A 21,361-nucleotide genomic window follows, 5' to 3' on the forward strand; every position below is an offset into this window, starting at 1 on the left:
CGGTAACTGTGCTCACAACGGGCATGTTCGGGCGGTGAGGATGAGTTTTCGTGCCGATAACGCCGCCGGAAAGATCCGACAACACCCTCACCACAAGATAGGGGCATGGCGGATGGCGCGGCCCCGGGTCCGGTCCCGGACTCGACGCAGCGGACGGCGTGTTCGTACTGCGGTGTCGGTTGCGGTATCGAGGTCACCACCAGGGTCGATGACGGCCGCACGGTGATTGCGCGGGTCAGCGGCGACAAGCTGCACCCCACCAATTTCGGCCGGCTGTGCACCAAGGGGGCGATGCACGCCGAGATGATGGCCGCCGACGACGACCGGCTGAAGTCCGCTTTGCTGCGGCCCACCCGTGCCGATGAACTGCTACCGACGCCTGTGGACGACGCGGTGGCCGAAGCCGGCCGCCGGCTGCGGGCCATTGTCGACGAGCACGGTCCGGATGCCGTCGCGCTCTATGTGTCCGGCCAGATGACGCTCGAGGCGCAATACCTGGCCACCAAGCTCGCCAAGGGGTTCCTGCGCACCGTGCACATCGAGTCGAATTCACGGTTGTGCATGGCCAGTGCGGGCACCGGGTTCAAGCAGTCCCTCGGTGCCGATGGGCCGCCGGGTTCCTACACCGACTTCGACCGGGCCGACCTGTTCTTCGTCACCGGGGCGAACATGGCCGATTGCCATCCGATTCTGTTCCTGCGCATGGCCGATCGGCTCAAGGCCGGGGCCAAGCTGATCGTGGTGGACCCGCGCCGGACCGCGACCGCCGAGAAGGCCGATCTGTTCCTGCAGATCAGGCCGGGCACTGATCTGGCACTGCTCAATGGCCTGCTGCACCTGCTCCTGGAAGACGCTGCGAGCGGCGCGATTGATTACGAGTTCATCGCCGAGCACACGACGGGCTGGGAGGCGATGCCGGAGTTCCTGGCGGACTACCCGCCGGCCCGGGTCGCCGAGATCACCGGAATCCCCGAGGCCGACATCCGCACCGCCGCTGCGATGATCGCCGAGGCCGGTGAGTGGATGAGCTGCTGGACCATGGGGCTCAACCAGAGCACGCACGGAACATGGAACACGAACGCCATCTGCAACCTGCACCTGGCCACCGGTGCCATCTGTCGCCCGGGCAGTGGCCCCATGTCGCTGACGGGGCAGCCCAACGCCATGGGCGGCCGTGAAATGGGTTACATGGGACCGGGTCTGCCCGGCCAGCGTTCGGTACTCGCCGCTGACGACCGCGCCTTCGTCGAGGCGCAATGGGGCGTCGAACCCGGCACCATCCGCTCCGACGTGGGTCCGGGGACCGTCGGCATGTTCGAGCAGATGGAACAGGGCCTGATCAAGGCATGCTGGATCATCTGTACCAACCCTGTTGCCAGCGTGGCCAACCGGAAGACCGTGATCAACGGGCTGGAGGCGGCGCAGCTGGTCATCGTCCAGGATGCCTACCGTTCCACGGCCACAAACCACTATGCCGACATCCTGCTGCCCGCCGCGCTGTGGGCGGAATCCGAAGGCGTGATGGTCAATTCGGAGCGCAACCTGACCCTGCTGTCCCCGTCGGTCGCGCCACTGGGCCAGGCCAGGCCGGACTGGCAGTTGATCTGTGACGTGGCCGCGCACCTGGGCTTCGCCGAGCACTTCGCCTACCGGTCCGCCGAAGAGGTCTTCGCCGAGATCCGCCGGTTCGCCAACCCGAAGACCGGGTACGACCTGCGCGGCGCCGACTATGAGCGGCTGCGCCGGACGCCGTTGCAGTGGCCGGTTCCACCGGTCGACGGCCCCGGTGGCGAGGACGACCGGCACCCCATCCGCTATCTCAACGACGGTGTCAGCCAGGACCTGTTCGTCGACGCCGACGGTCGCCGGCCCCGGCTGGCCTTCGCGACGCCGTCGCGACGGGCCGTCTTTCATGCCCGGCCGCACATGGACGCGGCGGAACTGCCCGATGACGACTATCCGATGGTGCTCAACACCGGTCGGCTGCAACATCAATGGCACACCATGACCAAGACCGGCAAGGTGGACAAGCTCAACAGGCTCAACCCGGCGCCGTTCGTCGAGATTCACCCGCTGGATGCGCTGGAACTCGACATCGTCGAGGGACAGCCGGTCGAGCTGGCCTCGCGGCGTGGCCGCGCGGTGCTTCCCGCAGTGGTATCGGATCGGGTGCGCCCCGGCAACTGCTTCGCGCCGTTTCACTGGAACGACGAACACGGTGAGTACCTGACCGTCAACGCGGTGACCAACGATGCCGTCGACGCGGATTCGTTGCAGCCGGAGTTCAAGGTGTGTGCCGTCAGCCTGCGTCCGGTCCGATCTGTCGACGGCACGCCCGCGGTGCATCCGCTCGCGGCCGAGATGGGATTGGGCGCCGCGCACAAGCCGTCACTGAGTCAAGACGAAAAGATCTATCTGACCGGGTTTTTCACCGGCTTGCCGGACGCTCCCGTGGGCGTCCCCGTCGTTCCGGCGGCAGCGCCACTGAGCGCCAAGGTGCGGCTGTGGGTGGACGGGATACTGGCCGGACGTTATTCACGAGCGGGCGACATCGGGCCCGGCGAGCGCCCGGTGCCAGCCGGGCCGCTGGTGCTGTGGGCCTCTCAAACCGGTACCGCCGAAGAGTTCGCGGCCGGGCTGGCGGGCAGTATCGCCGGCGCCACGTTGGTCAACATGGACGAACTCGCGTTGGCCGACTTGGCGGCCGCGCGTGACATCCTGGTTGTCACCAGCACTTTCGGCGACGGTGGCCCACCGGACAACGGGGCCGACTTCTGGAGCCGGCTGCAGGCCCACGACGCCCCGCAGCTGCCCGGGCTCCGCTATGCCGTGCTCGGCATCGGAGACAAGTCCTACGACAACTTCTGCGGGCACGCGAAATCGTTGGATCGGCGGCTGGCCGATCTGGGAGCCACCAAACTGCTCGAGCGCGCCGAGTGTGAGGCCTACGACGACGAGCCCCTGCGACACTGGGCGGACAAGGTCACCACCGTGCTGACCGGTCCAGCGCCCGTGCCTGCCGTCATCGGCGCCGGCGCCCGGACCGTCATACCCACCGAACCCGACGAATTCACCAGGGCCAAACCGATTTTGGCGGTCCTGGCCCGCAATGAGCTGCTGACGGCGCCGACTGCGGCAAAAGAGGTGCGCCAGTTCGGCTTCGACATATCGGAGTACGACGTCAACTACGCGGTCGGTGACTCCCTGGGTGTCTATGCCGGTAACGATCCGGCCGTGGTGGACTCCTGGCTGGCGGCCACCGCACTCAACCCGGACTCGGTGATCGAGGTGGACGGTGTCGAGCAGGCGCTGCGCGATGCGCTCATCTCGTCGTACGACATCTGCCGGGTGACGCCGGACCTGCTGCGGTTCGTGGCGGACTCCTGCGCCGACCGTTCCGCGGCCAAGATCCTGCGCAATTCTGGTGAGCGGCGCAGCAATTGGCTGCGCAACCGCAACGGTCTCGATGTCGTGACCGAGTTCGCGGTCCGCGCCGAACCCGAACAGTGGCAAGAGGCACTGGTCCGGCTGACCCCGCGCAGCTATTCGATCTCCTCGAGCCCGCTGGTGAGTCCGCACGAGGTTCAGCTGACGGTGTCGGTGGTGCGGTACCGCGGGCCGGCGGGCGCGCCGCGGGGCGGCGTGTGCTCGACCTTCATGGCCGACCGCGCTGCGGCCGCGCCGGTGTTCCTGCAGCGCTCACCGCATTTCCGCCCGCCCGAGGAGCCCGGAACGCCGATGATCATGGTCGGTCCGGGTACCGGTGTGGCGCCGTTCCGGGGATTCCTGCAGGAGCGTCGCGCACTGGGACACACTGGCCGGAACTGGCTGTTCTTCGGCGATCAGCACCGCAGCGAGAACTTCTACTATCGCGACGAGTTTGAAGAGATGGCTGCTGATGGGCTCTTGAGCCGGCTGGATCTGGCGTTCTCTCGTGACCAGGCCGACCGGGTGTACGTGCAGCACAAGATGCTGGACCGCGGCGCGGAGATATGGCGCTGGCTCGACGACGGCGCTCACTTCTACGTCTGCGGTGACGCGAGCCGGATGGCCAAGGATGTCGACGCCGCACTGACCGCGATCCTGCGTAGCCATGGCCGGATGTCGGAAGACGCCGCACGAGACTACAAGCGGGAGTTGGTCGCCCAGAAGCGGTACGTACGCGACGTGTACTGACGGCGACCGAGCGGGTTATCGAGCCAGGTCGTTCCAGATGATCTTGGCGAGTTCGTCGCGGTCGGCCACGCCGAGTTTGATGCAGGCCCGGTAGATGTGGCCCTCCACAGTGCGGACCGAGACGGTCAGCCGTTCGGCGATGTCGCGGTTCGACAACCCCTGCGCCACCAGTCCGGCCACCTCGCGTTCGCGCGAGGTGACAGGTAGCGGACGGGCGGCGGATCGAATCGCCGGGGTGGCGGCGCCGCCGCACTTGGATGCCAATTGCAGTGCGTGCGCGGCCGATTCGGTGCTGTTGCGGCGATGCCCTGCCTTGTCGTGCAGGGGCACCGCCTGGGCGGCGGAGTCGGCCGCCGACAGCAGCAGGCCCGCCTCCTCGAACGCGGCGGCCACCTTGTCCAGTTCGACCGGGTCGGCGGCCGCCACAGCCGCGGCGTGGCGCGCGAACAGGGTGGGCAGCGGACCGTCCGTGCGGTCGACCAGGTCCTGCAGCCGACGGGTCACACTACGGTCGCCGAAACGTGCGGCGCTGTGCAGGGCTTCCGCCTCGACCGCGAATTGACCGGAGGAGTGCGCCGCATCGGCGGCGGCCCTTGCTTGGTCGATGGCCGAGCGGTGGCCGCCCTTGGCAGCTGCCAGCCAGGCCTTGGCGAGCATCCGAAGTGGTTCGTGCAGCGCCATGAACTCACCCGAGTGCTCCTTGGCGTCTTCGAGCACCCGTTCGGCCTCGGCCGGGTTGCCCACCCCGGCGTATGCGCGGGCCAGCAGCAATCGGCCGGGCAGCTGCCAGGGCAGGGAGCTCTCGGCGTTGAGCGCGGCCAGGGCCTGTTCGATCGCCAGGATGGCATCGCGGAAGCGGCCACTGTGGGTGGCGGCGACGCCTTCCATGATCTTGGCGATGGCCCACCCGGCGAACTGTCCGGACGAGGAGAACTCGGCGTACTCGGTCGCCCGCCGCTGCGCGAGCTCGAACTTGCCGGTGTAGACCAGTGCCAGCACCTCGCCGTAGAACACCATGATCCGGACCATGCCGTCGGTGGTCTTGCGTTCGGCGCGGCACCGCGACGCTATCGGCAGGAAATCGTTTCCGCGTCCGATCAACGGCATCGACAGGCCGGCGGCGAATGCCGCGAAATCCACGGCCTGCCGGGGCGCCTCGGGGTTGGCCAGCACCCGTTCGGCGATCTCCAGCCCCTCGGGGATGTTGTTCCGGTGGACGGCCATACCGGCACCGGTCGCGTCGATGATGAGTCTCAGGGTGGGATGGGTGACCCGCTCCCGCAGGAGGGCGAGTACCTGATCGGCCCGCGACACGTCGCCCATGGACCAGAACAGAATCGACAACCGCGGAATGCCCCACTGCACGAGCTCGATCTCGTTGAGATCGGCGGGGGAGAACTGTTCGAGGATGCTGTCGGCCTGGACCGGATGGCCCTGCCACAACAGCGCGCGGGACAGGAGCGCGGCCGCGCTCAGGCCACCGCCGTGGGCGAAGGCCGCCCGGGCCAGCTTCTCGCCGAGCGGGAGGTTGGACAGGAACACCGCGTCCTTGGCGGCGGTGATCAACAGTTCGATGTCCGTGCCGTGGTCGCTCTCGATCGCCAACTGGGCCAACTTGATTCGGCTGGCCGGTGAGTCGAGGTTGCGCTCGTGCAGAATCTTGGCGATGCGGCCTCGCAGCTTGCGGGCCGATGCGGTGCCGACCCGACGACGCACCGCCTCGCCGAACAGGGGATGGCTGAAGCGGACGTTGATCTGTCCGTCGTCGGCGACGATCCGGATCAGGCCGCGCATCTCGGCCGCGTCCACCGCGTCCTCGCCCGCGAGTTCGGCCAGCGCGTCGATGTCGAGCGGTTCGCACAACGCCAGCAGTTTCAGCGCGTGCAGGACGTCCTCGCCGGCGTGCGCCAGCCGTTCGTCGAGCAGTTCGACCAGACCGGACGGAATGACGGTGGGGCCGCGGAACTGCCACACTCCGTTGACCTTGGCCAGGGTGCCGGCGTCGACCGCGCCCTCGACCATGTTGCGCAGGAACAGCGGGTTGCCGCCGGAGGTCTCCCACATCACGTCGGCGCTGAGGCCCTCCAGTGTTCCGCCGAGCACGGTTTCGATGAGGGCGATGCTCTGTTGCTTGGTGAACGGACTGAGTTCGAAGCGCTGGAGGTAGCCGTCCTTCCACAGTGAGGTGACCGCGTCGGGAACCGGTTCGCCGCTGCGTACGGTGGCGACCACGTGACCGGAACGCTCTACGGCGATCTGATGCAGCAGCGTTGCCGACAGCTGGTCCAGCAGGTGGGCGTCGTCGATGCCCACGATGGTGTCACCGTCGGCCACAAGCGATTCGCGTGCCGATCCGATGAGGGCGATCGGATCGCGAGATCCCGTCGACGACACCCAATGCGCGAAGGCCCCGAGCGGAATGCTGCGCGACGACTCGGTGCACGCGGTCCAGTGCACTTTGCGACTCAACGATGCGGTCACGGTGCGGGCCAACGTGGTCTTGCCGACTCCGGCGGCCCCGACAAGGACGACTCCGCAGCTTTCTGTCCCGCTGAGGGCGGCCCGAATGGCATCGTGCTCGGCGGGCCGGTCCAGAAGCTGCCACTGACCAGGCATGAATCCCGAGTCTAGGGGTAAGGGGCCCGGATCGCTGCCGAACAAGGGGTCGACGGGGCGGTGTTTGTCGGTGGTGGCGGCGAATGTTCTTCCCATTGCAAGTATTTCCCGTTCGCTGGCGTCAGTCAGGAAGCTCGGAGATATCGGCCGGCTCATGCCGGTCGATGTGGTTCACCGCGTGCCGGAAGTCGCTCGATGCCTCGTACACCCTGCGCTTCAACCGGTTGATGGATCCCAGTGGGCGGTGTGCCTCAAGGCCACGCCACGAATTGAACGACAACACATCGTCGCCGTATGCGCGCCGCAGCGCGCTGTACGGGTTCTGCTTCGGGTACACCACCTTCGCCACCGGCAGGTACGGGGATTTCCAGGGTTTCGTGGCGTCCTCGATCGGGTTCTCCTTCGTGTCGAGACACAGTTGCACGCTGAATGTGTATTCCGCGGAGTGCTTTTCGAAGAACGCCATGATCAGATCGCGGTGCTCATCCTGACCGGGCTTCTTCGGAAGAACCTGGTCGGCAAGCGCTTTCACCTCTGGCGAGGTGGGCTCGTACTTGAACCGCGCGACGTAGTCGCCATAGCGGATCGGGGCGGACGAGAAGAACGTCTCGCCCAGGATGGGACGGTTGGCGGCGATGAACACTGCCAGATTCGGCGGTATCGGCAGACCGATCTTCTTGAGTCCGCCGAGCAGTTCGCTGCCCGCCCACAGCGCGCCGTCGGACAACCGGGCCAGCAGGGTGGCGCTCAGCATCCCCAGGGTGCGGTATGCGTGGGCGTCGGCGAACAGGAATTCCTCGTGGGTGACGAGCACGAAGTCCTGCGTCACGTTCTCGTCATCCGCCGGGTCCTGCATGGCGCGCTCGCCGTGCACGCCGATGGCCTTGATGGCGAGTCCGCGCACGCCGCGATTCCTGTCGCTGCGCAGTGCCCCGGACGTGGTCGATATGCGGGCGATCACCGGGTAGCTGCGCGTTTCGGCGAACATTCCCTGGGCGAGCACCTCGGGCAGGTCCGGGTTGACGATGAGCTCCCCGCGAAGGATGGCGTGGCTCTTGGCATGGGCGTCCCGCAGGCCGTGCTTGAACTTCTTGTAGGCCCGTTCGTTGTTTTTGCGAAGTGCCGTGATGATCTTCTCGATGTCCTCGGCCTCGCCGGCCTTGGGCTGTTCCAGGTCCGGGCGGTACCGAACCGGGTCGAGGCTGTCGACGATGCGACGGATCTCGTCTGCGGTCATGGCTGGGGTCATGCGGACGCCTTTCGGGTCGGGGCGGTGGTGGAGGGGGTGGTCGGTCGGGGAGCTACGGGATGCCACGGGGCGAACGGGTTGGCCACACCGGCCAGGGCCGGGGAGAGTTCGGGGAAGTGCCGCAACAACACCGAACGCATGTTGTTGTCCCGCACCCAACTCATGCCCGCGACGGTGTAGGTCTCGTCACGGAAGTCGGTGGTGAAGAAGCGGTCGCTTTCCAGCCGGCGGGTGGCCATCAGGATGAACACCCGGAATGCGGTGTCGCTGAATCCGAATCCGGGCGGTTTGGGTTCGGCGTAGAGGCCGATCATCAGATCGACCAGGTTCACGTCGTCGTCGTAGACCTCACGCAGCTCGGCCGCCAGCGTTGTCTCACCGGTCAGTTCCTCGAACGACTTCACGGGCTTGAGCCGGAACAACTTCCGGAACTGGTTGTAGCGCGGCACACCACGCTCCCGGGAACGGATCAGATCGATGGTGGCCAGATCCAGCAGGGTGCCGTCGACACGATGCATGTGCTGCAGGTGTCGCGGGAAGTTGTGCAGCGACAGCGCCCCCGGATGGGCGCGGCCGAAGGAGTAGAGCAGGTCGGCCATCGGGCTTTCGGACAGCCGGGCACGCACATTGAGCACCGAGAGTTCGGGCAATTCGTGCTGCGCGGTGACGTGGTCGTCGACCAGCGAGCGAAAGGTGAACTCGTCGGGAATCAGGGGGTGCATCCGGTATACCGCGACGAACTCCTCGGTCAACGAATACGGCACGCCGTGATGCGTGGTGGGCGAGCCGGGGATGCCGTGTACCAACGGACTGGTGCCGATCCGGCCGAAGCGTCGCTGGAACCGGGTGCCCAACCGTTCGCCCATGAGTCCGAACCAGTTGACGCGCATGGCCGTCACGGTGGTCGGGTGCGCGATGATCGCCGGCGTCCAGTCCACGGTGTGGATCTTGGCCATCAGTGCGGAATTGATCAGACGGGCTTTGTCATAGAGCTGTTGCCCGGTCAGATACGGGTACGTCCGCGCCAGCTGGTCGCAGATGGCGTTGTGCTCGCGCATGAACAGTGAGTGGAGCAGTGCCAGGCCCACCCAGAAGTTCCCCGCGGTGCCGGTCAGGTCGGCCGCCGCCTCGACCTCGGGTGGCGGCAGGCCTACGTCGTCGATACGCAGTTTGCCCTGCTCGGGAGCGCGCAGGGCACTGGCGAATGCCGGTGTGGTCCCGTAGATCTGGGAGGCGTCCCACCAGTGCGACTCCTGGGTGGTGAAGGTGGGAGGCCCGTGGCTCGGGTGCGGATCCGGTGGGGTGCGCTCGACCCGCATGGGCCGCTGGGGCCACGGGTCGTCGTCGCGCAGCGGCACCACCCAGGGCTGCGTGGGGTCCGAGCCGTGTGCGAACCAATCGTGCACCTCGAACTGAATCCACGCGGCGGCCAGGAGATTCAGGGTGGTCGCGGGCTGGAAACTGTCGCGGGTCAGCAGGGTGCGGCTGATCAGCCGCGGGTTGGGATCGAGCAGTTGCTGGGCAGATTCCGGGTAGGAATGCTCGGGTGGGACGTTACGGCCGAACCGGCAGCCCACCGCACCCATGCCGGGGTCATTGAGGTCGTTGTAGGAACCGTCGCGGGTGCGGGCGCCCAGATAGTTGCCGGCATGGGCGGGCCCGGCGGGCGGAACCGGCGAGGGTTCGGCGGCATAGAGATTCGACGTCCGCAGCTGGTGTCGAATTCCGATCAGCACCGCCAGGCCGACGACTTTGGGAAGGCCCGCCCAGCCCACCGACTGATCGATGTATTGCGCGACGCGGGCCGCGAACGTGACCGCCACCGATCGGCACCGGGACGTGGCCACGGCGATGAACGCCGGAGCCTGTCTGGCCGTGGTCACCATTCGTCGTTCCCTCCGGCTGAATGCGCTGCCTACCGGTACTCGATTGTTGTTCACGACGGCGGAAATGACATGAGTAGTGGGCTACTCGATCCGAAACAGCCGGCCCGTCGAGTTTCGAGTAGTCGAATACGCGTGTACGTGCGGCTCTGCTGAGCGACCATCAATCGACGCAGGAAAACCTGGGATGGGTGGTTATGCCGAGGAGCGCGGTGAGTTCGACTGGGGAGAACTGGGAAGATCGGGTGCTGGTCGCACTGGGGGAGCTGCAGGGTTCCGGCAAGCCCGCGGACATGCGATTGCTGACCGAGGCTGTCGCGGCCAATTTCGCAGCGAGGTTCACCGAGCGCGACCGCCAGTACGAGAAAGACAAGCCGTACTGGCACAACCGGGTTCATGATGCCGTCGGCGCGCTGCGCAGGCGCAGGCTGATCGCGAAGAAGGCAGCGGGCAGCGACGCGGTGCAATTGACCGAGGCGGGAGGCCAGGCGGTTCAGGGTGCCCGGGAGCGGACCGCCGCGGCGGCCCAGACTTCCGTGCCGACGGTCGCTCCGTCGGACGAGGGCGCGGCGGCCCTTGAGGTCGGGACGACCGAACCGCCCAAACGCGATCCGGTTCTCGCCGGAGTGGTCACACCGCCGCTGCGCACGGTCATGGCGGAGTCCAGTAACGACACCCGGATACCGATCATGATCGAGCTGAACCTGACCTTCCAGCCGACGGTGGGCGCCGCGATCGAGCGAGTCACCGACTTGTGGGAACTGGTCGGCGGCGCCGATACGCCGATGCCGCTGGCCGACCAGTTCATGGCAGGGGATCTCACGTCCGACCAGATCAAATCGCTCGTGTCCGCGGATGCCGTCCCACAGAGTTGGCCCCAGCGAGCGGTCTACCGGATCTGGCCCGACTTCGAGGTGCACCCGCAGATCGATGCCTCTTCCACCACCATCAAGGCCATCGCCGCCCAGCGGTCCTTCGACAGCTACGGTGAGGGAATCGTCTGGGCGGTGGTCGATTCCGGTATCGACGAGAAACACGCGCATTTCGCGGCCCACCAGAATCTGCACGATCCCTCGGTGGCCGATCTGCATTGCGACTTCACCGGAGGCAACGCTCCGCTGACCGACACCGACGGACACGGCACGCACGTGGCCGGCATCATCGCCGGCGGGTTGGTGGACCGCAAACCTGCTGACATCGTGGTGGTCGAGAAGCGGCTCAACGACCCCGAATTCGGCGGCGACCCGATCACCGCGCCGCGCACGGTCGCCGACCCGGCCCGGTTGGCGGGCATGGCGCCCAAGGCCAAGCTGGTGAGCCTCAAGGTGCTCGGCCCCGGGGACGAGGCCTCTCGTGTGAGCCGGGTGATGCTGGCGCTGGCCTATGTTCGCAAGCTCAACGCCGGAAGCGAACGGGTGCCGCGGATCCACGGGGTGAACCTCAGCCTCGGATACGAATTCGACGCCGAGTGGTATGCCTGCGGGCAGAGCCCCATGTGCATCGAGGTCGACAAGACCGTGCGCTCGGGCGTGGTGGTGGTCGTGGCGGCGGGCAATTCCGGTTACGTGTCGCTGAATACGGCGTTCAGCAAGGATTCGATGAAGTTCACCGCCGACATGACGATCAACGATCCGGGCAATACCGAGAGCGCGATCACCGTCGGTTCCACCCACCGCAGTTCGCCGCACACCTTCGGCGTTTCGTACTTCTCCTCACGCGGCCCCACCGGGGACGGGCGACGCAAACCCGACCTCGTCGCGCCCGGGGAACGCATCACCTCGGCAGCGGCCGGCAGCAGCCGGGAAAAGGTCGCCAATCAGATCGAGTTGCCCGCAGACGTGCCGGTGTACGTCGAGGAAAGCGGTACCAGCATGGCGGCACCACATGTGTCCGGCGCGATCGCGGCGTTCCTGTCGGTGCAACGCGAGTTCGTCAGCGAACCGGAGGCCATCAAACGCATCTTCGTCGAATCGGCCACCTCACTGTACCGTGACCCGGCATTCCAGGGCAGCGGCCTGGTCGACCTCATGCGTGCTCTGCAATCCGTGTGATCGGAAGGGAATCTCATGACCAACGATGTGGCCGAACGGATCTGGCGCCTGGTATTCGATGCCGAGGGCGATCCCGATCCGCAAGTGCTGGCCGACCTCAAGAGCCGGATCGGTGCCGCGGGGTTGACCGACCTGGTCATCTTCTCCCATGGCTGGAACAACGACGAGGCGGCCGCGACGTCGTTGTACGACCGTTGGTTCGGCCTGCTGGCGCCGCAGCTGGACCCGGCTCGCACGGTCGGCTTCGTCGGGCTGCGGTGGCCTTCGCAACTCTGGCGGGACGAACCGATCCCCGATTTCCGGGAACCGCCGGCACACGACGGTGGCGGCGCGGCCGCACTCGGTGACGAGGTGGCCGTGCCCGCCGGACCGGTGACCATCGACCCGCTCCAGCTCGACGAACTGAAGGACATGTTTCCCGCCGGCAAGGATCAGCTGGACACCGTCGCGGCGCTGCTTGCCGCCCCGCCGAGCGCCGAACGCGTGCCGGAACTGCTCGATGCGTTGCGGGAGTTCAGCGCTGCCACCCAGACCGGTTTCAACGACGGCGAGGGCGATGCCCCCGACGCCGGACCCGGGATGCTCGCGCCCGACCAGGACCCGGAGAAGCTGTTCACCACCTTCGCCGACGAATTGGCCTCGGCAGGTGTGGAATTCGAAGACGGTGCGGGGGGTGCAGCCGGGCTGGGAGATTTTGTGGACCGGGTGTGGCACGGCGCCAAGGAGGCTCTGCGTCAGCTCAGTTACTGGAAGATGAAGAACCGCGCCGGTGTCGTCGGCCGGCGCGGGCTGGGCCCCGTCATCGATCAGCTCCACGCAGCCTTCCCCGATCTGCGGATTCACCTGGTCGGCCACAGCTTCGGAGCACGAGTGGTGTCCTACGCACTCGCGGGCATGAGCGATGTGCAACCCTCACCCGTCAAGGCGGTGACCCTGCTGCAGGGCGCGTATTCGCGATTCAGCTTCACCGAGCGGTTGCCGTTCCGGCGAGGGGCCGGCGAGCTGGCGGGCATGCTCAACCGCATCGACGGCCCGCTGACGGTCTGCTTCTCCAGCCATGACCGGGCGCTCGGCACGTTCTATCCGCTGGCGTCGGCCGCGGCGGGCGAGGATGCCGCCGCCGTCGACGATCCGTTGTTCCGTTGGCGGGCCATGGGCTCACACGGGGCGTACCAGTCGCAAACCCAGAGCCTGGGCACCGCGACTGCGGTCTACCCGTTCCAGCCCGGTCAGATCCTGAACCTGAATGCCTCGGAGGTGGTGATCGAGGACACGAGCCCCTCAGGGGCACACAGCGACATCTTCCACGAGGAATTGACCTGGGTTGCCGTCACTGCCGGGAAGTTGAACCCGGCTTGAGTGTGTGTCCGAGGGGGGACTTGAACCCCCACGCCCGTTAATAGGGCACTAGCACCTCAAGCTAGCGCGTCTGCCATTCCGCCACTCGGACTCGCCAGCCTCGCGGGCTGGGCGCCTAAGGTTATCGGATCGGGTGCCCAAGACCCAAACCGGTGTCCTGGAGCCAATCGGTGGTACCAATGGACTCTGTGACGGTCCCCGCCTCCAGCGCGGACGAGGTAGTCGATCTCGTCAGTGCGCTCATCAGATTCGACACGTCCAACACAGGTGACCCGGCCACCACCAAGGGTGAGGCCGAGTGTGCCCACTGGGTGGCCGAGCAGCTCCAGGAGGTCGGCTACGAGACCGAATACGTCGAGGCCGGGGCGCCCGGCCGGGGCAATGTGTTCGCCCGGTTGCGTGGTGCCGACCCCTCGCGCGGCGCCCTGATGATCCACGGGCACCTCGATGTCGTGCCGGCCGAGCCCGCCGACTGGAGCGTGCACCCGTTCTCCGGTGCGGTCAAAGACGGTTATGTCTGGGGCCGCGGCGCGGTCGACATGAAGGACATGGTCGGGATGTCCATCGCGGTGGCCCGGCACTTCAAGCGGTCCGGCATCGTCCCGCCCCGCGACCTGGTGTTCGCGTTCGTCTCCGATGAGGAGCACGGCGGCACCTACGGTGCCAACTGGCTGGTGGACAACCGGCCCGACTTGTTCGAGGGCGTGACCGAGGCGATCGGCGAGGTGGGCGGATTCTCGCTGACCGTGCCCCGCAAGGACGGCGGCGAGCGTCGGCTCTACCTGATCGAGACCGCCGAAAAGGGACTGTCCTGGATGCGGCTGACGGCGCGGGGCCGGGCCGGGCACGGCTCGATGGTGCATGACGACAACGCCGTGACGGCCATCGCCGGTGCCGTGGACCGGTTGGGTCGTCACCAGTTCCCGCTGGTGCTCAATCCGGCCGTGGAGCAGTTTCTCACCGTGGTGGCCGAGGAGACCGGTTACGACTTCGACGTGAACTCGCCGGACCTGGACGGCACCATCGCCAAGCTCGGCGGCGTCGCCCGGATCGTCTCGGCCACGCTGCGTGACACCGCCAATCCGACCATGCTCAAGGCCGGTTACAAGGCCAACGTCATTCCCGCGTCGGCGGAGGCCGTCATCGACTGCCGCGTGCTGCCGGGCCGCAAGGAGGCGTTCGAGCGTGAGGTCGACGAGTTGATCGGTCCGGACGTCACACGCAGCTGGGAGCGCGACCTGCCGTCGTACGAGACGACGTTCGACGGTGATCTGGTGGACGCCATGAACGCGGCGATTCTGGCCCTTGATCCCGAGGCTCGCACCGTGCCCTACATGATGTCGGGCGGGACGGACGCGAAGTCGTTCCAGCGGTTGGGGATTCGGTGCTTCGGGTTCGCGCCGCTGCGGTTGCCTCCGGAGCTGGACTTCGCGGCGCTGTTCCATGGCGTCGACGAGCGGGTACCCGTGGACGCACTGCAGTTCGGTGCGGGCGTTCTGGAACACTTTCTGCGCAACTGCTGACCACACAAGTCACGACGAGAGGGAACCATGAGCACATCTCCGTACGACAGCCTGCCGAAGCTGCCGACGTTCACCCTGACCTCCGAATCGGTCGCCGACGGACAGCCGTTGGGCAATGACCAGGTCAGCGGGATCATGGGAGCCGGCGGTTCGGACGTCTCGCCGCAGCTGAGCTGGTCGGGCTTCCCGGCCGAGACCAAGAGCTTCGCGGTGACGGTGTACGACCCCGACGCGCCGACCGCCTCGGGATTCTGGCACTGGGCGGTGGCCGATCTGCCGGCCTCGGTGACCGAACTGCCCGCCGGGGCCGGCGACGGTAGTGACCTGCCCGGTGGAGCGGTCACGCTGGCCAACGACGCCAGCGCCAAGCGGTACATCGGTGCGGCCCCGCCCGCCGGTCATGGTCCGCACCGGTACTACATCGCCGTACATGCTTTGCCCGTCGAATCGCTGGGCCTGCCCGAGGGCGCGACTCCCGCCTACCTCGGCTTCAACCTGTTCGGCCAGGCGATCGCCCGTGCCGTCATCCACGGCACCTACGAGCAGAAGTAACTTTCCTCTGCCGAGCAGACGTAAAACTGCCCAAAATCAAGTGAAATAGGGCAGTTTCACGTCTGCTCGCGGTCGATGGCTGAGCCCACCGCGTCGGCGAGGGACGAAAATCCGCCGGCGTGCAGCCGCTCGGCGATGCCGTCGTGAATCTGCTTGGCCCACAATCCGCCGCCGTAGATGAACCCCGTATAGCCCTGCAACAGGTTGGCCCCGGAGGTGATCCGCTCCCACGCGTCGTCTGCGGTTTCGATGCCGCCGGCGCTGATCAGCACGAGCTTGCCGCCCACGCGGGAGTACAACTGGCGCAGCACCTCCAGTGACCGGTGCGCCACCGGGCGCCCAGAGATCCCGCCGGTGCCCAGGGCGTCCACGCCGGGTGTGGCCAGGCCGTCCCGTGACACCGTGGTGTTGGTCGCGACAATCCCCGCCAACCCCAATTCGACTGCCAGATCAGCGATCTCGTCGATATCGGAATCGGAGAGATCGGGGGCGATCTTGACCAGCACAGGCTTGTTGGTCTCGGCTTTGACCGCGGCCAGGATAGGCCGCAGCGATTCCACGGCCTGCAGATCCCGCAGTCCAGGGGTGTTGGGCGAGCTGACGTTGACGACGACGTAAGCGGCAAGTGCGCTCAACAACCGGGTGCTCTCGGCGTAGTCGGCTACCGCGTCCTCTGGCGGGGTGACCTTGGTCTTGCCGATGTTCACCCCGATCGGCACGTCGGGGGTGTGCCGGGCCAGCCGGATGGCCAGGGCCCCGGCCCCGTCGTTGTTGAATCCCATCCGGTTGAGCAGCGCGTGGTCTGCGGGCAGCCGGAACAGTCGGGGCTCGGGGTTCCCCGGCTGTGGCTGCGCCGTCACGGTGCCGATCTCGGCGTACCCGAAGCCGAGCGCACCCCAGATGTCCAGCCCGCGGCCGTCCTTGTCGAACCCGGCGGCCAGACCCATCGGGCCCGGGAATCGCACCCCGAAAACCGTGGAGGCCAGCGCCGGATCGGTGGGTGCCAACCGGCGTGCCAGTGCGCGACGAAGGATCGCCGGGCCGGTGGCCGTGCGCAGAAGAGCGAAAACCCAGTGGTGGATACGTTCCGGGGGCACAAGGAACAGCGCCCGCCGCAGTGCCGCGTAGATCACAGCGAAGGCGCCTGGGGTGTACCCGGCATGGATGACGCGGTTTTCTTGCGGCGCAACAGCACCCGTCGGCTCCCATCTGTGTAGGCCCGCACCCGGGCCAGTTCCCAGCCGCGGTACTCGGCCTCGATCGACAAGCGCATCGAGGCGCTGATCCTGGTGACGTCCGGCGGTAGCCGAAGCGGTATCCAGTCGTATTCCTCGGACTGGTCTTCCGCGACCACCTTGTCCCATCCCGGGGGCATGCGGCCCTGCTGGATCGTGGTCATCGGCGACCCGACGCGGTGCGGATCACCTGCACACCGGCTCCCGAGCCGGACACCACATACAGGGTGTCGGTCTTGTCGTCGTAGGCCAGGGAGTTCGGTTGCTGCACTGTTCGATGACGCACCTTTTCCACCGGTATGCCGGTGGAGAGATCGTAACCAATCACGGTATTGGCCGCCGTCTGCGACACCCAGGCCAGCTGGGCCGATCCGGCCAGGCCGTAGGGGGCCGCGGGCACCGGGTAGCGCTGACGCATGATCAGCGGGTCGGTGCCGAACACCAGTAGCTCGTCGCCGCGGGTATCGGCGACGAGCACCCGCCCGCGCGCATCGGCGGTCATGGTGGTGGCGCCTTCCCCGGCCCGTAGCGCCTGGGCGGCGCTGGTACCGCTGGGGTTGACGGCCGTCACCGAGGTTTGCCCGCGATCCAGCACCACTGCGGTATTGCCTTGTGTGACAAGAGCGTCCACGCGGGCGAAGATCTTCAGGTGAGCGGCGACGGTGTGGTCGCTGCTCAATGTGTAGACCGCTCCGTCGGAGGTACCGAGCACCGGATTGCCGTCGGCGCGCAGTGCGATCGCGGTGAATTCGACGCCCTGGGCGCCGTCCACGTCGATTTTGCCGGCCTTGGGGTCGGCCAGGTCCACCCGGAAGTATCCGCCCCGGGTGGATGCCAGGATGTCGCCCTTGTCGCCGACGGTGAGCGCCGTGGCCGCGGGCATCAACGTCACGTCGCGCCGTGGCCGGTTGCCGGTGAGCAGGCTCAGGGTCGACTGGCCTTCGGGCCCTGGAGTCAGGACGGCCAGCGTGCCGGTTGCTGGCTCGAACACGGTGCTCACAGCATGCCCGCGCAACTCCCGGATCTCCCCGTCCGGAGTGGCGGTGACCGGGGGCGAAACGGCGGCCTGAGCGGGCTCGATGGTGGGCGGCGGGGCGTCGGAAGGGTTGGACGTGCAGCCCGCGGTGAGCAGCAGGGCCAGCGCAAGGAGGCCGGCGCGAACTGGCTGACCTGCAAGGATTAGGCGCAACGGATGGCTCTCGATCGGCAATGGATATCGGTGACGTGCAGGAATCCAGTTTAGGCACGGCCATTGGGCAGAAATGGTCGCGTCCGCGACCAACGCAGGCATAAGTCGAGGTATGGTTCGATCATGACCCTCGCCGCAGACCGGGAACTGGGTAGCCGAGAGTTTGCTATGGAGGATATTTCCACTGGTGTACACGCCAGTGGGTTTGGCCAAGTTGGCGATGGCCGGAGTTTTTCTTTCCACATCGAACGTGCGCAGCTCATGATCGAGATCTACCGTCCGCGGCTGTCCGGCCCGGTTCCGATCGATGACGACGTGGTGGCCGTGGCCACCCGCAAACTGACCGACATCGACCTGACTGACGAACGGAGTCTGTCGGCAACGGTTCGCGACGCCGTCGCCGACGCGCAGCCGGTTTCGCGTACCGCTCGCTGACGCATCCCCGCGCTGCCGCCACGGTACGGTCGTCGTCGTGACTGACGTCGGTGCCATGTCCTGGCTGCAAGTTGTTGTGTTGTCGATTGTCCAGGGGCTCACCGAGTTTCTGCCCGTCTCGTCCTCGGGGCACCTCGCGATCACCTCGCGGGTGTTCTTCGCCGACGATGCGGGCGCCTCCTTCACAGCGGTCACCCAGCTGGGCACCGAGCTCGCGGTGCTGGTGTACTTCGCCCGCGACATCGGCCGCATCATCAAGGCCTGGTTCTCGGGACTGTTCGACGCGGCACACCGGTCGGCCGACTACTGGCTGGGCTGGTGGGTGATCATCGGCAGCATTCCGATCGGCGTGTTCGGGCTGTTGTTCAAAGACGAAATCCGCACCGGTGCACGGAATTTGTGGCTGGTGGCCACGGCGCTGATCGTGTTCTCGGCGGTGATCGCCGCAGCCGAGTACTACGGCAGGCAGGTTCGTCGCGTCGAGCAGCTGACCTGGCGCGACAGCATCGTGGTGGGCCTCGCCCAGTGTCTGGCGCTGGTGCCCGGCGTGTCGCGGTCCGGCGCGACCATCAGCGCCGGACTGTTCCTCGGCCAGGAGCGCGAACTGGCCGCGCGCTTCGGCTTCCTCTTGGCGATCCCGGCGGTGTTCGCCTCGGGACTGTTTTCGCTGCCCGATGCGTTCCATCCGGTCGGGGACGGCATGAGCGCCACCGGTGTGCAGCTTCTGGTGTCCACGGTGATCGCGTTCGTGGTCGGCTTCGCCGCCATCGCCTGGTTCCTGAAATTCCTGGTGTCGCACAGCATGTATTGGTTCGTGGGCTACCGGGTGGTCCTGGGCGTGGTGGTGCTGGCCCTGCTGGGTACCGGGGTGGTTGCGGCGCAATGATGTGTGGGAGTGATGGAGCCGAAATGACCAACGAGCGCTTGCGCGAGGAGCCGAAATGACCGACGAGCGCTTGCGCGAGGAGCCGAAATGACCGTGATCCTGCTGCGCCACGGCCGTTCCACCTCCAACACGGCGCATACCCTGGCCGGCCGCAGCGATGGCGTCGACCTCGATGAGCGCGGCTCCGAACAGGCCGCCGCCCTGGTCACCCGAGTCGGGGACCTTCCGGTGACGGCGATCGTGCACTCGCCGCTGTTGCGCTGTGAGCGCACGGTGGCGCCGCTGGCCGGGGCGCTCGGGCTGGAGCCGATCGTCGACGATCGGCTCACCGAGGTCGATTACGGCACCTGGACCGGCCGTGCCATCGGCGAGCTCGTCAAGGAACCGCTGTGGGCGGTCGTGCAGCAGCAGCCCAGCGCGGCGGTGTTCCCGGAGGGCGAGGGCCTGGCCGAGGTGCAGGCCCGCGCCGTCGCCGCAGTTCGCGAACGGGACCGCGCGCTGGCTGCCGAGCACGGAGCCGATGTGCTCTGGGTGGCCTGCACCCACGGCGACGTGATCAAGGCGGTGCTCGCCGATGCCCTGGGCGTGCACCTGGACGGGTTCCAGCGCATCACGGCCGACCCGGCCTCGATGAGCGTGATCCGCTACACCGACCTGCGCCCATTCGTCATGCACGTCAACCACACCGGCGCGCAGTTGAGTGCCGGACTGGCCGCGAAACCCGCCACCGATGCCGTGGTGGGTGGGTCCACCAACTGACCCGCGGTAGGAGATACCGGTATTTTGGAAGGTGCCATGGCCCGCGCAATTCACGTTTTCCGCACTCCCGACCGATTTGTGGCCGGGACTGTCGGCCAACCCGGTAACCGGACTTTCTACCTCCAGGCGGTCCACGACAAACGGGTGATCTCGGTGATCCTGGAAAAGCAGCAGGTCGCCGTCCTCGCCGAACGAATCGCCGCACTGCTGACCGAGATCAATCGCCGCTTCGGCACGCCGATCCCGCCGGAGACCGGAGAGGTCGGCGACCTGATGCCCCTCGTCACTCCGGTGGACGCCGAGTTCCGGGTGGGGACGATGGGGCTGGGCTGGGATTCGGAGGCGCAGACCGTCGTGGTCGAGTTGCTCGCCGTCTCCGAAGGCGAGTTCGACGCCTCGGTGGTGCTCGACGACGCCGAGGACGGGCCCGACGCGGTGCGGGTGTTTCTGACGCCGGAGTCGGCCCGGGAGTTCGCCACCCGGTCCAATCGGGTGATCTCGGCCGGACGCCCGCCATGCCCGTTGTGCGACGAGCCGCTGGATCCAGACGGTCACATCTGTGTGCGTACCAACGGCTACCTCCGCGGTGAGGTGGCCGGGGCCGAAGATGACGCAGATTCCTGACGGAACTCCGGCCGAGTCCAGAGCCGATGGCGCTGTCCTGGCCGACGGTGAATTGACGGTGATCGGCCGGATCCGGTCGGCCAGCAATGCCACCTTCCTGTGTGAGGCGACCTCCGGTGAGCGGCAGGTGCACTGCGTGTACAAGCCGATCCGGGGAGAGGCGCCGCTGTGGGATTTTCCCGACGGCACATTGGCCGGCCGCGAGCTGAGCGCCTATCTGGTGTCAGCGGCATTGGGCTGGAATATCGTGCCGCGCACAATCATTCGCGACGGGCCCGCCGGGCCGGGCATGCTGCAGCTGTGGGTGGATCAGCCCGGTGACCAGGTGGGGGACGAGCCCGGTTCCGGCCCCGATCTGGTGGACCTGCTGCCTGCCGGGCACCTGCCGCCCGGGTTCCTGCCGATCCTGCAGGCCTACGACTACGCCGGCGACGAGGTGACGCTGGTACACGCCGACGATCCCCGGCTGTTCCGCATGGCGGTGTTCGACGTGCTGATCAACAACGCCGACCGCAAGGGCGGGCACATCCTGGCCGGCCTCGATGGGGCGGTGTACGGCGTGGACCACGGGGTGAGCCTGCATGTCGAGGACAAGCTGCGGACCGTGCTGTGGGGTTGGGCCGGCAAGCCCGTCGATGACGAGACGCTGGCCGATGTCGCGGCGCTGCGGGACGGGTTCGGCGGCCTGGCCGAGCAGTTGTGTGCCCACATCACCGAAACTGAGATCGCTGCGTTGCGGTCCAGAATCGTTGGGCTACTGAACAATCCGGTGATGCCGACGCCTGATCGGCACCGGCCGATCCCGTGGCCCGCCTTCTAGCCAG

16 protein-coding genes and 1 tRNA gene are annotated in these 21,361 nt (G+C 67.1%); 10 read left to right on the plus strand and 7 right to left on the minus strand.

Annotated elements, in window-relative coordinates; all coding sequences use genetic code 11:
- Positions 1-105: 105 nt before the first annotated feature.
- Positions 106-4,176 carry a bifunctional nitrate reductase/sulfite reductase flavoprotein subunit alpha gene (locus H977_RS0116055; protein ID WP_029108808.1) on the plus strand — a complete coding sequence of 1,357 codons (4,071 nt, stop codon included), beginning with the start codon at positions 106-108 and terminating at the stop codon, positions 4,174-4,176.
- A 15-nt stretch (positions 4,177-4,191) separates the two neighbouring features.
- Here H977_RS0116055 and H977_RS0116060 read toward each other — a convergent pair whose 3' ends face one another.
- The 3 genes from H977_RS0116060 to H977_RS33325 all read right to left on the minus strand — a co-directional run bounded on the left by H977_RS0116060 (position 4,192) and on the right by H977_RS33325 (position 9,927).
- A complete protein-coding gene (locus H977_RS0116060) occupies positions 4,192-6,792 on the minus strand; it encodes a LuxR C-terminal-related transcriptional regulator (RefSeq protein WP_029108809.1) in 2,601 nt (866 codons plus the stop codon).
- Between the two features lie 121 nt (positions 6,793-6,913).
- Positions 6,914-8,029, minus strand: coding sequence for a catalase family protein (locus H977_RS0116065; protein ID WP_051288889.1), 1,116 nt, complete (start codon positions 8,027-8,029; stop codon positions 6,914-6,916).
- Positions 8,030-8,037: 8 nt separating this feature from the next.
- Positions 8,038-9,927, minus strand: a complete 1,890-nt coding sequence (locus H977_RS33325; RefSeq protein ID WP_081681746.1) for a peroxidase family protein — start codon at positions 9,925-9,927, stop codon at positions 8,038-8,040.
- 209 nt (positions 9,928-10,136) lie between these two features.
- On the opposite strand from H977_RS33325, the gene H977_RS33330 reads away from it, so the two are divergent.
- Positions 10,137-11,975 (plus strand): S8 family peptidase, encoded by a 1,839-nt coding sequence (locus tag H977_RS33330; protein WP_036476258.1) that lies wholly within the window; start codon positions 10,137-10,139, stop codon positions 11,973-11,975.
- A gap of 15 nt (positions 11,976-11,990) precedes the next feature.
- The gene (locus H977_RS0116080) at positions 11,991-13,334 is read left to right on the plus strand and encodes an alpha/beta fold hydrolase (RefSeq protein ID WP_029108812.1); all 1,344 of its coding nucleotides are present in this window, start codon (positions 11,991-11,993) and stop codon (positions 13,332-13,334) included.
- A 5-nt stretch (positions 13,335-13,339) separates the two neighbouring features.
- Here the strand turns inward: H977_RS0116080 and H977_RS0116085 are convergent.
- Positions 13,340-13,425: transfer RNA gene (locus H977_RS0116085), tRNA-Leu, on the minus strand.
- 88 nt (positions 13,426-13,513) lie between these two features.
- Between H977_RS0116085 and H977_RS0116090 the strand changes: the two genes are divergently transcribed.
- Together H977_RS0116090 and H977_RS0116095 are read left to right on the plus strand one after the other, a co-directional pair.
- Positions 13,514-14,857 carry a M20/M25/M40 family metallo-hydrolase gene (locus tag H977_RS0116090; protein WP_036476169.1) on the plus strand — a complete coding sequence of 448 codons (1,344 nt, stop codon included), beginning with the start codon at positions 13,514-13,516 and terminating at the stop codon, positions 14,855-14,857.
- A gap of 27 nt (positions 14,858-14,884) precedes the next feature.
- The gene (locus H977_RS0116095; protein ID WP_029108814.1) at positions 14,885-15,409 is read left to right on the plus strand and encodes a YbhB/YbcL family Raf kinase inhibitor-like protein; all 525 of its coding nucleotides are present in this window, start codon (positions 14,885-14,887) and stop codon (positions 15,407-15,409) included.
- Between the two features lie 56 nt (positions 15,410-15,465).
- Here the strand turns inward: H977_RS0116095 and H977_RS0116100 are convergent, their stop codons facing one another.
- The 3 genes from H977_RS0116100 to H977_RS0116110 are packed head-to-tail and all read right to left on the minus strand — an operon-like array spanning position 15,466 to position 17,854.
- The gene (locus H977_RS0116100; RefSeq protein WP_029108815.1) at positions 15,466-16,539 is read right to left on the minus strand and encodes a quinone-dependent dihydroorotate dehydrogenase; all 1,074 of its coding nucleotides are present in this window, start codon (positions 16,537-16,539) and stop codon (positions 15,466-15,468) included.
- Positions 16,539-16,808: a DUF5703 family protein gene (locus H977_RS0116105; protein WP_029108816.1), complete on the minus strand. Its 270-nt coding sequence runs from the start codon at positions 16,806-16,808 to the stop codon at positions 16,539-16,541. Before H977_RS0116105 ends, H977_RS0116100 begins: the two co-directional genes overlap by 1 nt.
- Positions 16,805-17,854, minus strand: coding sequence for a YncE family protein (locus tag H977_RS0116110; RefSeq protein WP_231395974.1), 1,050 nt, complete (start codon positions 17,852-17,854; stop codon positions 16,805-16,807). The genes H977_RS0116105 and H977_RS0116110 overlap by 4 nt, the downstream gene beginning before the upstream one ends.
- 102 nt (positions 17,855-17,956) lie before the next feature.
- On the opposite strand from H977_RS0116110, the gene H977_RS0116115 reads away from it, so the two are divergent.
- The 5 genes from H977_RS0116115 (at position 17,957) to H977_RS0116135 (ending at position 21,357) form a co-directional block, all read left to right on the plus strand.
- Complete coding sequence (locus H977_RS0116115) at positions 17,957-18,268, plus strand: hypothetical protein (protein WP_029108818.1); 312 nt, start codon at positions 17,957-17,959, stop codon at positions 18,266-18,268.
- A 55-nt stretch (positions 18,269-18,323) separates the two neighbouring features.
- Complete coding sequence (locus tag H977_RS0116120; protein WP_029108819.1) at positions 18,324-19,154, plus strand: undecaprenyl-diphosphate phosphatase; 831 nt, start codon at positions 18,324-18,326, stop codon at positions 19,152-19,154.
- A gap of 87 nt (positions 19,155-19,241) precedes the next feature.
- Positions 19,242-19,913: a histidine phosphatase family protein gene (locus H977_RS0116125; RefSeq protein WP_029108820.1), complete on the plus strand. Its 672-nt coding sequence runs from the start codon at positions 19,242-19,244 to the stop codon at positions 19,911-19,913.
- Between the two features lie 36 nt (positions 19,914-19,949).
- Positions 19,950-20,537, plus strand: a complete 588-nt coding sequence (locus H977_RS0116130; RefSeq protein ID WP_029108821.1) for a DUF3090 domain-containing protein — start codon at positions 19,950-19,952, stop codon at positions 20,535-20,537.
- On the plus strand, positions 20,521-21,357 hold the full coding sequence (locus tag H977_RS0116135; RefSeq protein ID WP_029108822.1) for an SCO1664 family protein: 837 nt from the start codon (positions 20,521-20,523) through the stop codon (positions 21,355-21,357). The genes H977_RS0116130 and H977_RS0116135 overlap by 17 nt, the downstream gene beginning before the upstream one ends.
- The last annotated feature ends 4 nt before the right edge of the window (positions 21,358-21,361 follow it).

Origin of the sequence: Mycobacterium sp. URHD0025 (assembly GCF_000426065.1) — a bacterium.
In the GTDB taxonomy this organism is placed as follows: Bacteria; Actinomycetota; Actinomycetes; order Mycobacteriales; family Mycobacteriaceae; genus Mycobacterium.

Excerpts from the sequence above, each read along its gene's own strand:
- H977_RS0116080 (WP_029108812.1), top strand. The coding sequence starts at position 11,991 with ATGACCAACGATGTGGCCGAACGGATCTGGCGCCTGGTATTCGATGCC.
- H977_RS0116115 (WP_029108818.1), top strand. The coding sequence starts at position 17,957 with ATGACCCTCGCCGCAGACCGGGAACTGGGTAGCCGAGAGTTTGCTATG.
- H977_RS0116065 (WP_051288889.1), bottom strand. The coding sequence starts at position 8,029 with ATGACCGCAGACGAGATCCGTCGCATCGTCGACAGCCTCGACCCGGTT.
- H977_RS0116125 (WP_029108820.1), top strand. The coding sequence starts at position 19,242 with ATGACCGTGATCCTGCTGCGCCACGGCCGTTCCACCTCCAACACGGCG.
- H977_RS0116135 (WP_029108822.1), top strand. The coding sequence starts at position 20,521 with ATGACGCAGATTCCTGACGGAACTCCGGCCGAGTCCAGAGCCGATGGC.
- H977_RS0116120 (WP_029108819.1), top strand. The coding sequence starts at position 18,324 with ATGTCCTGGCTGCAAGTTGTTGTGTTGTCGATTGTCCAGGGGCTCACC.
- H977_RS0116060 (WP_029108809.1), bottom strand. The coding sequence starts at position 6,792 with ATGCCTGGTCAGTGGCAGCTTCTGGACCGGCCCGCCGAGCACGATGCC.
- H977_RS0116090 (WP_036476169.1), top strand. The coding sequence starts at position 13,514 with ATGGACTCTGTGACGGTCCCCGCCTCCAGCGCGGACGAGGTAGTCGAT.
- H977_RS33325 (WP_081681746.1), bottom strand. The coding sequence starts at position 9,927 with ATGGTGACCACGGCCAGACAGGCTCCGGCGTTCATCGCCGTGGCCACG.
- H977_RS0116095 (WP_029108814.1), top strand. The coding sequence starts at position 14,885 with ATGAGCACATCTCCGTACGACAGCCTGCCGAAGCTGCCGACGTTCACC.
- H977_RS0116055 (WP_029108808.1), top strand. The coding sequence starts at position 106 with ATGGCGGATGGCGCGGCCCCGGGTCCGGTCCCGGACTCGACGCAGCGG.
- H977_RS0116130 (WP_029108821.1), top strand. The coding sequence starts at position 19,950 with ATGGCCCGCGCAATTCACGTTTTCCGCACTCCCGACCGATTTGTGGCC.
- H977_RS0116105 (WP_029108816.1), bottom strand. The coding sequence starts at position 16,808 with ATGACCACGATCCAGCAGGGCCGCATGCCCCCGGGATGGGACAAGGTG.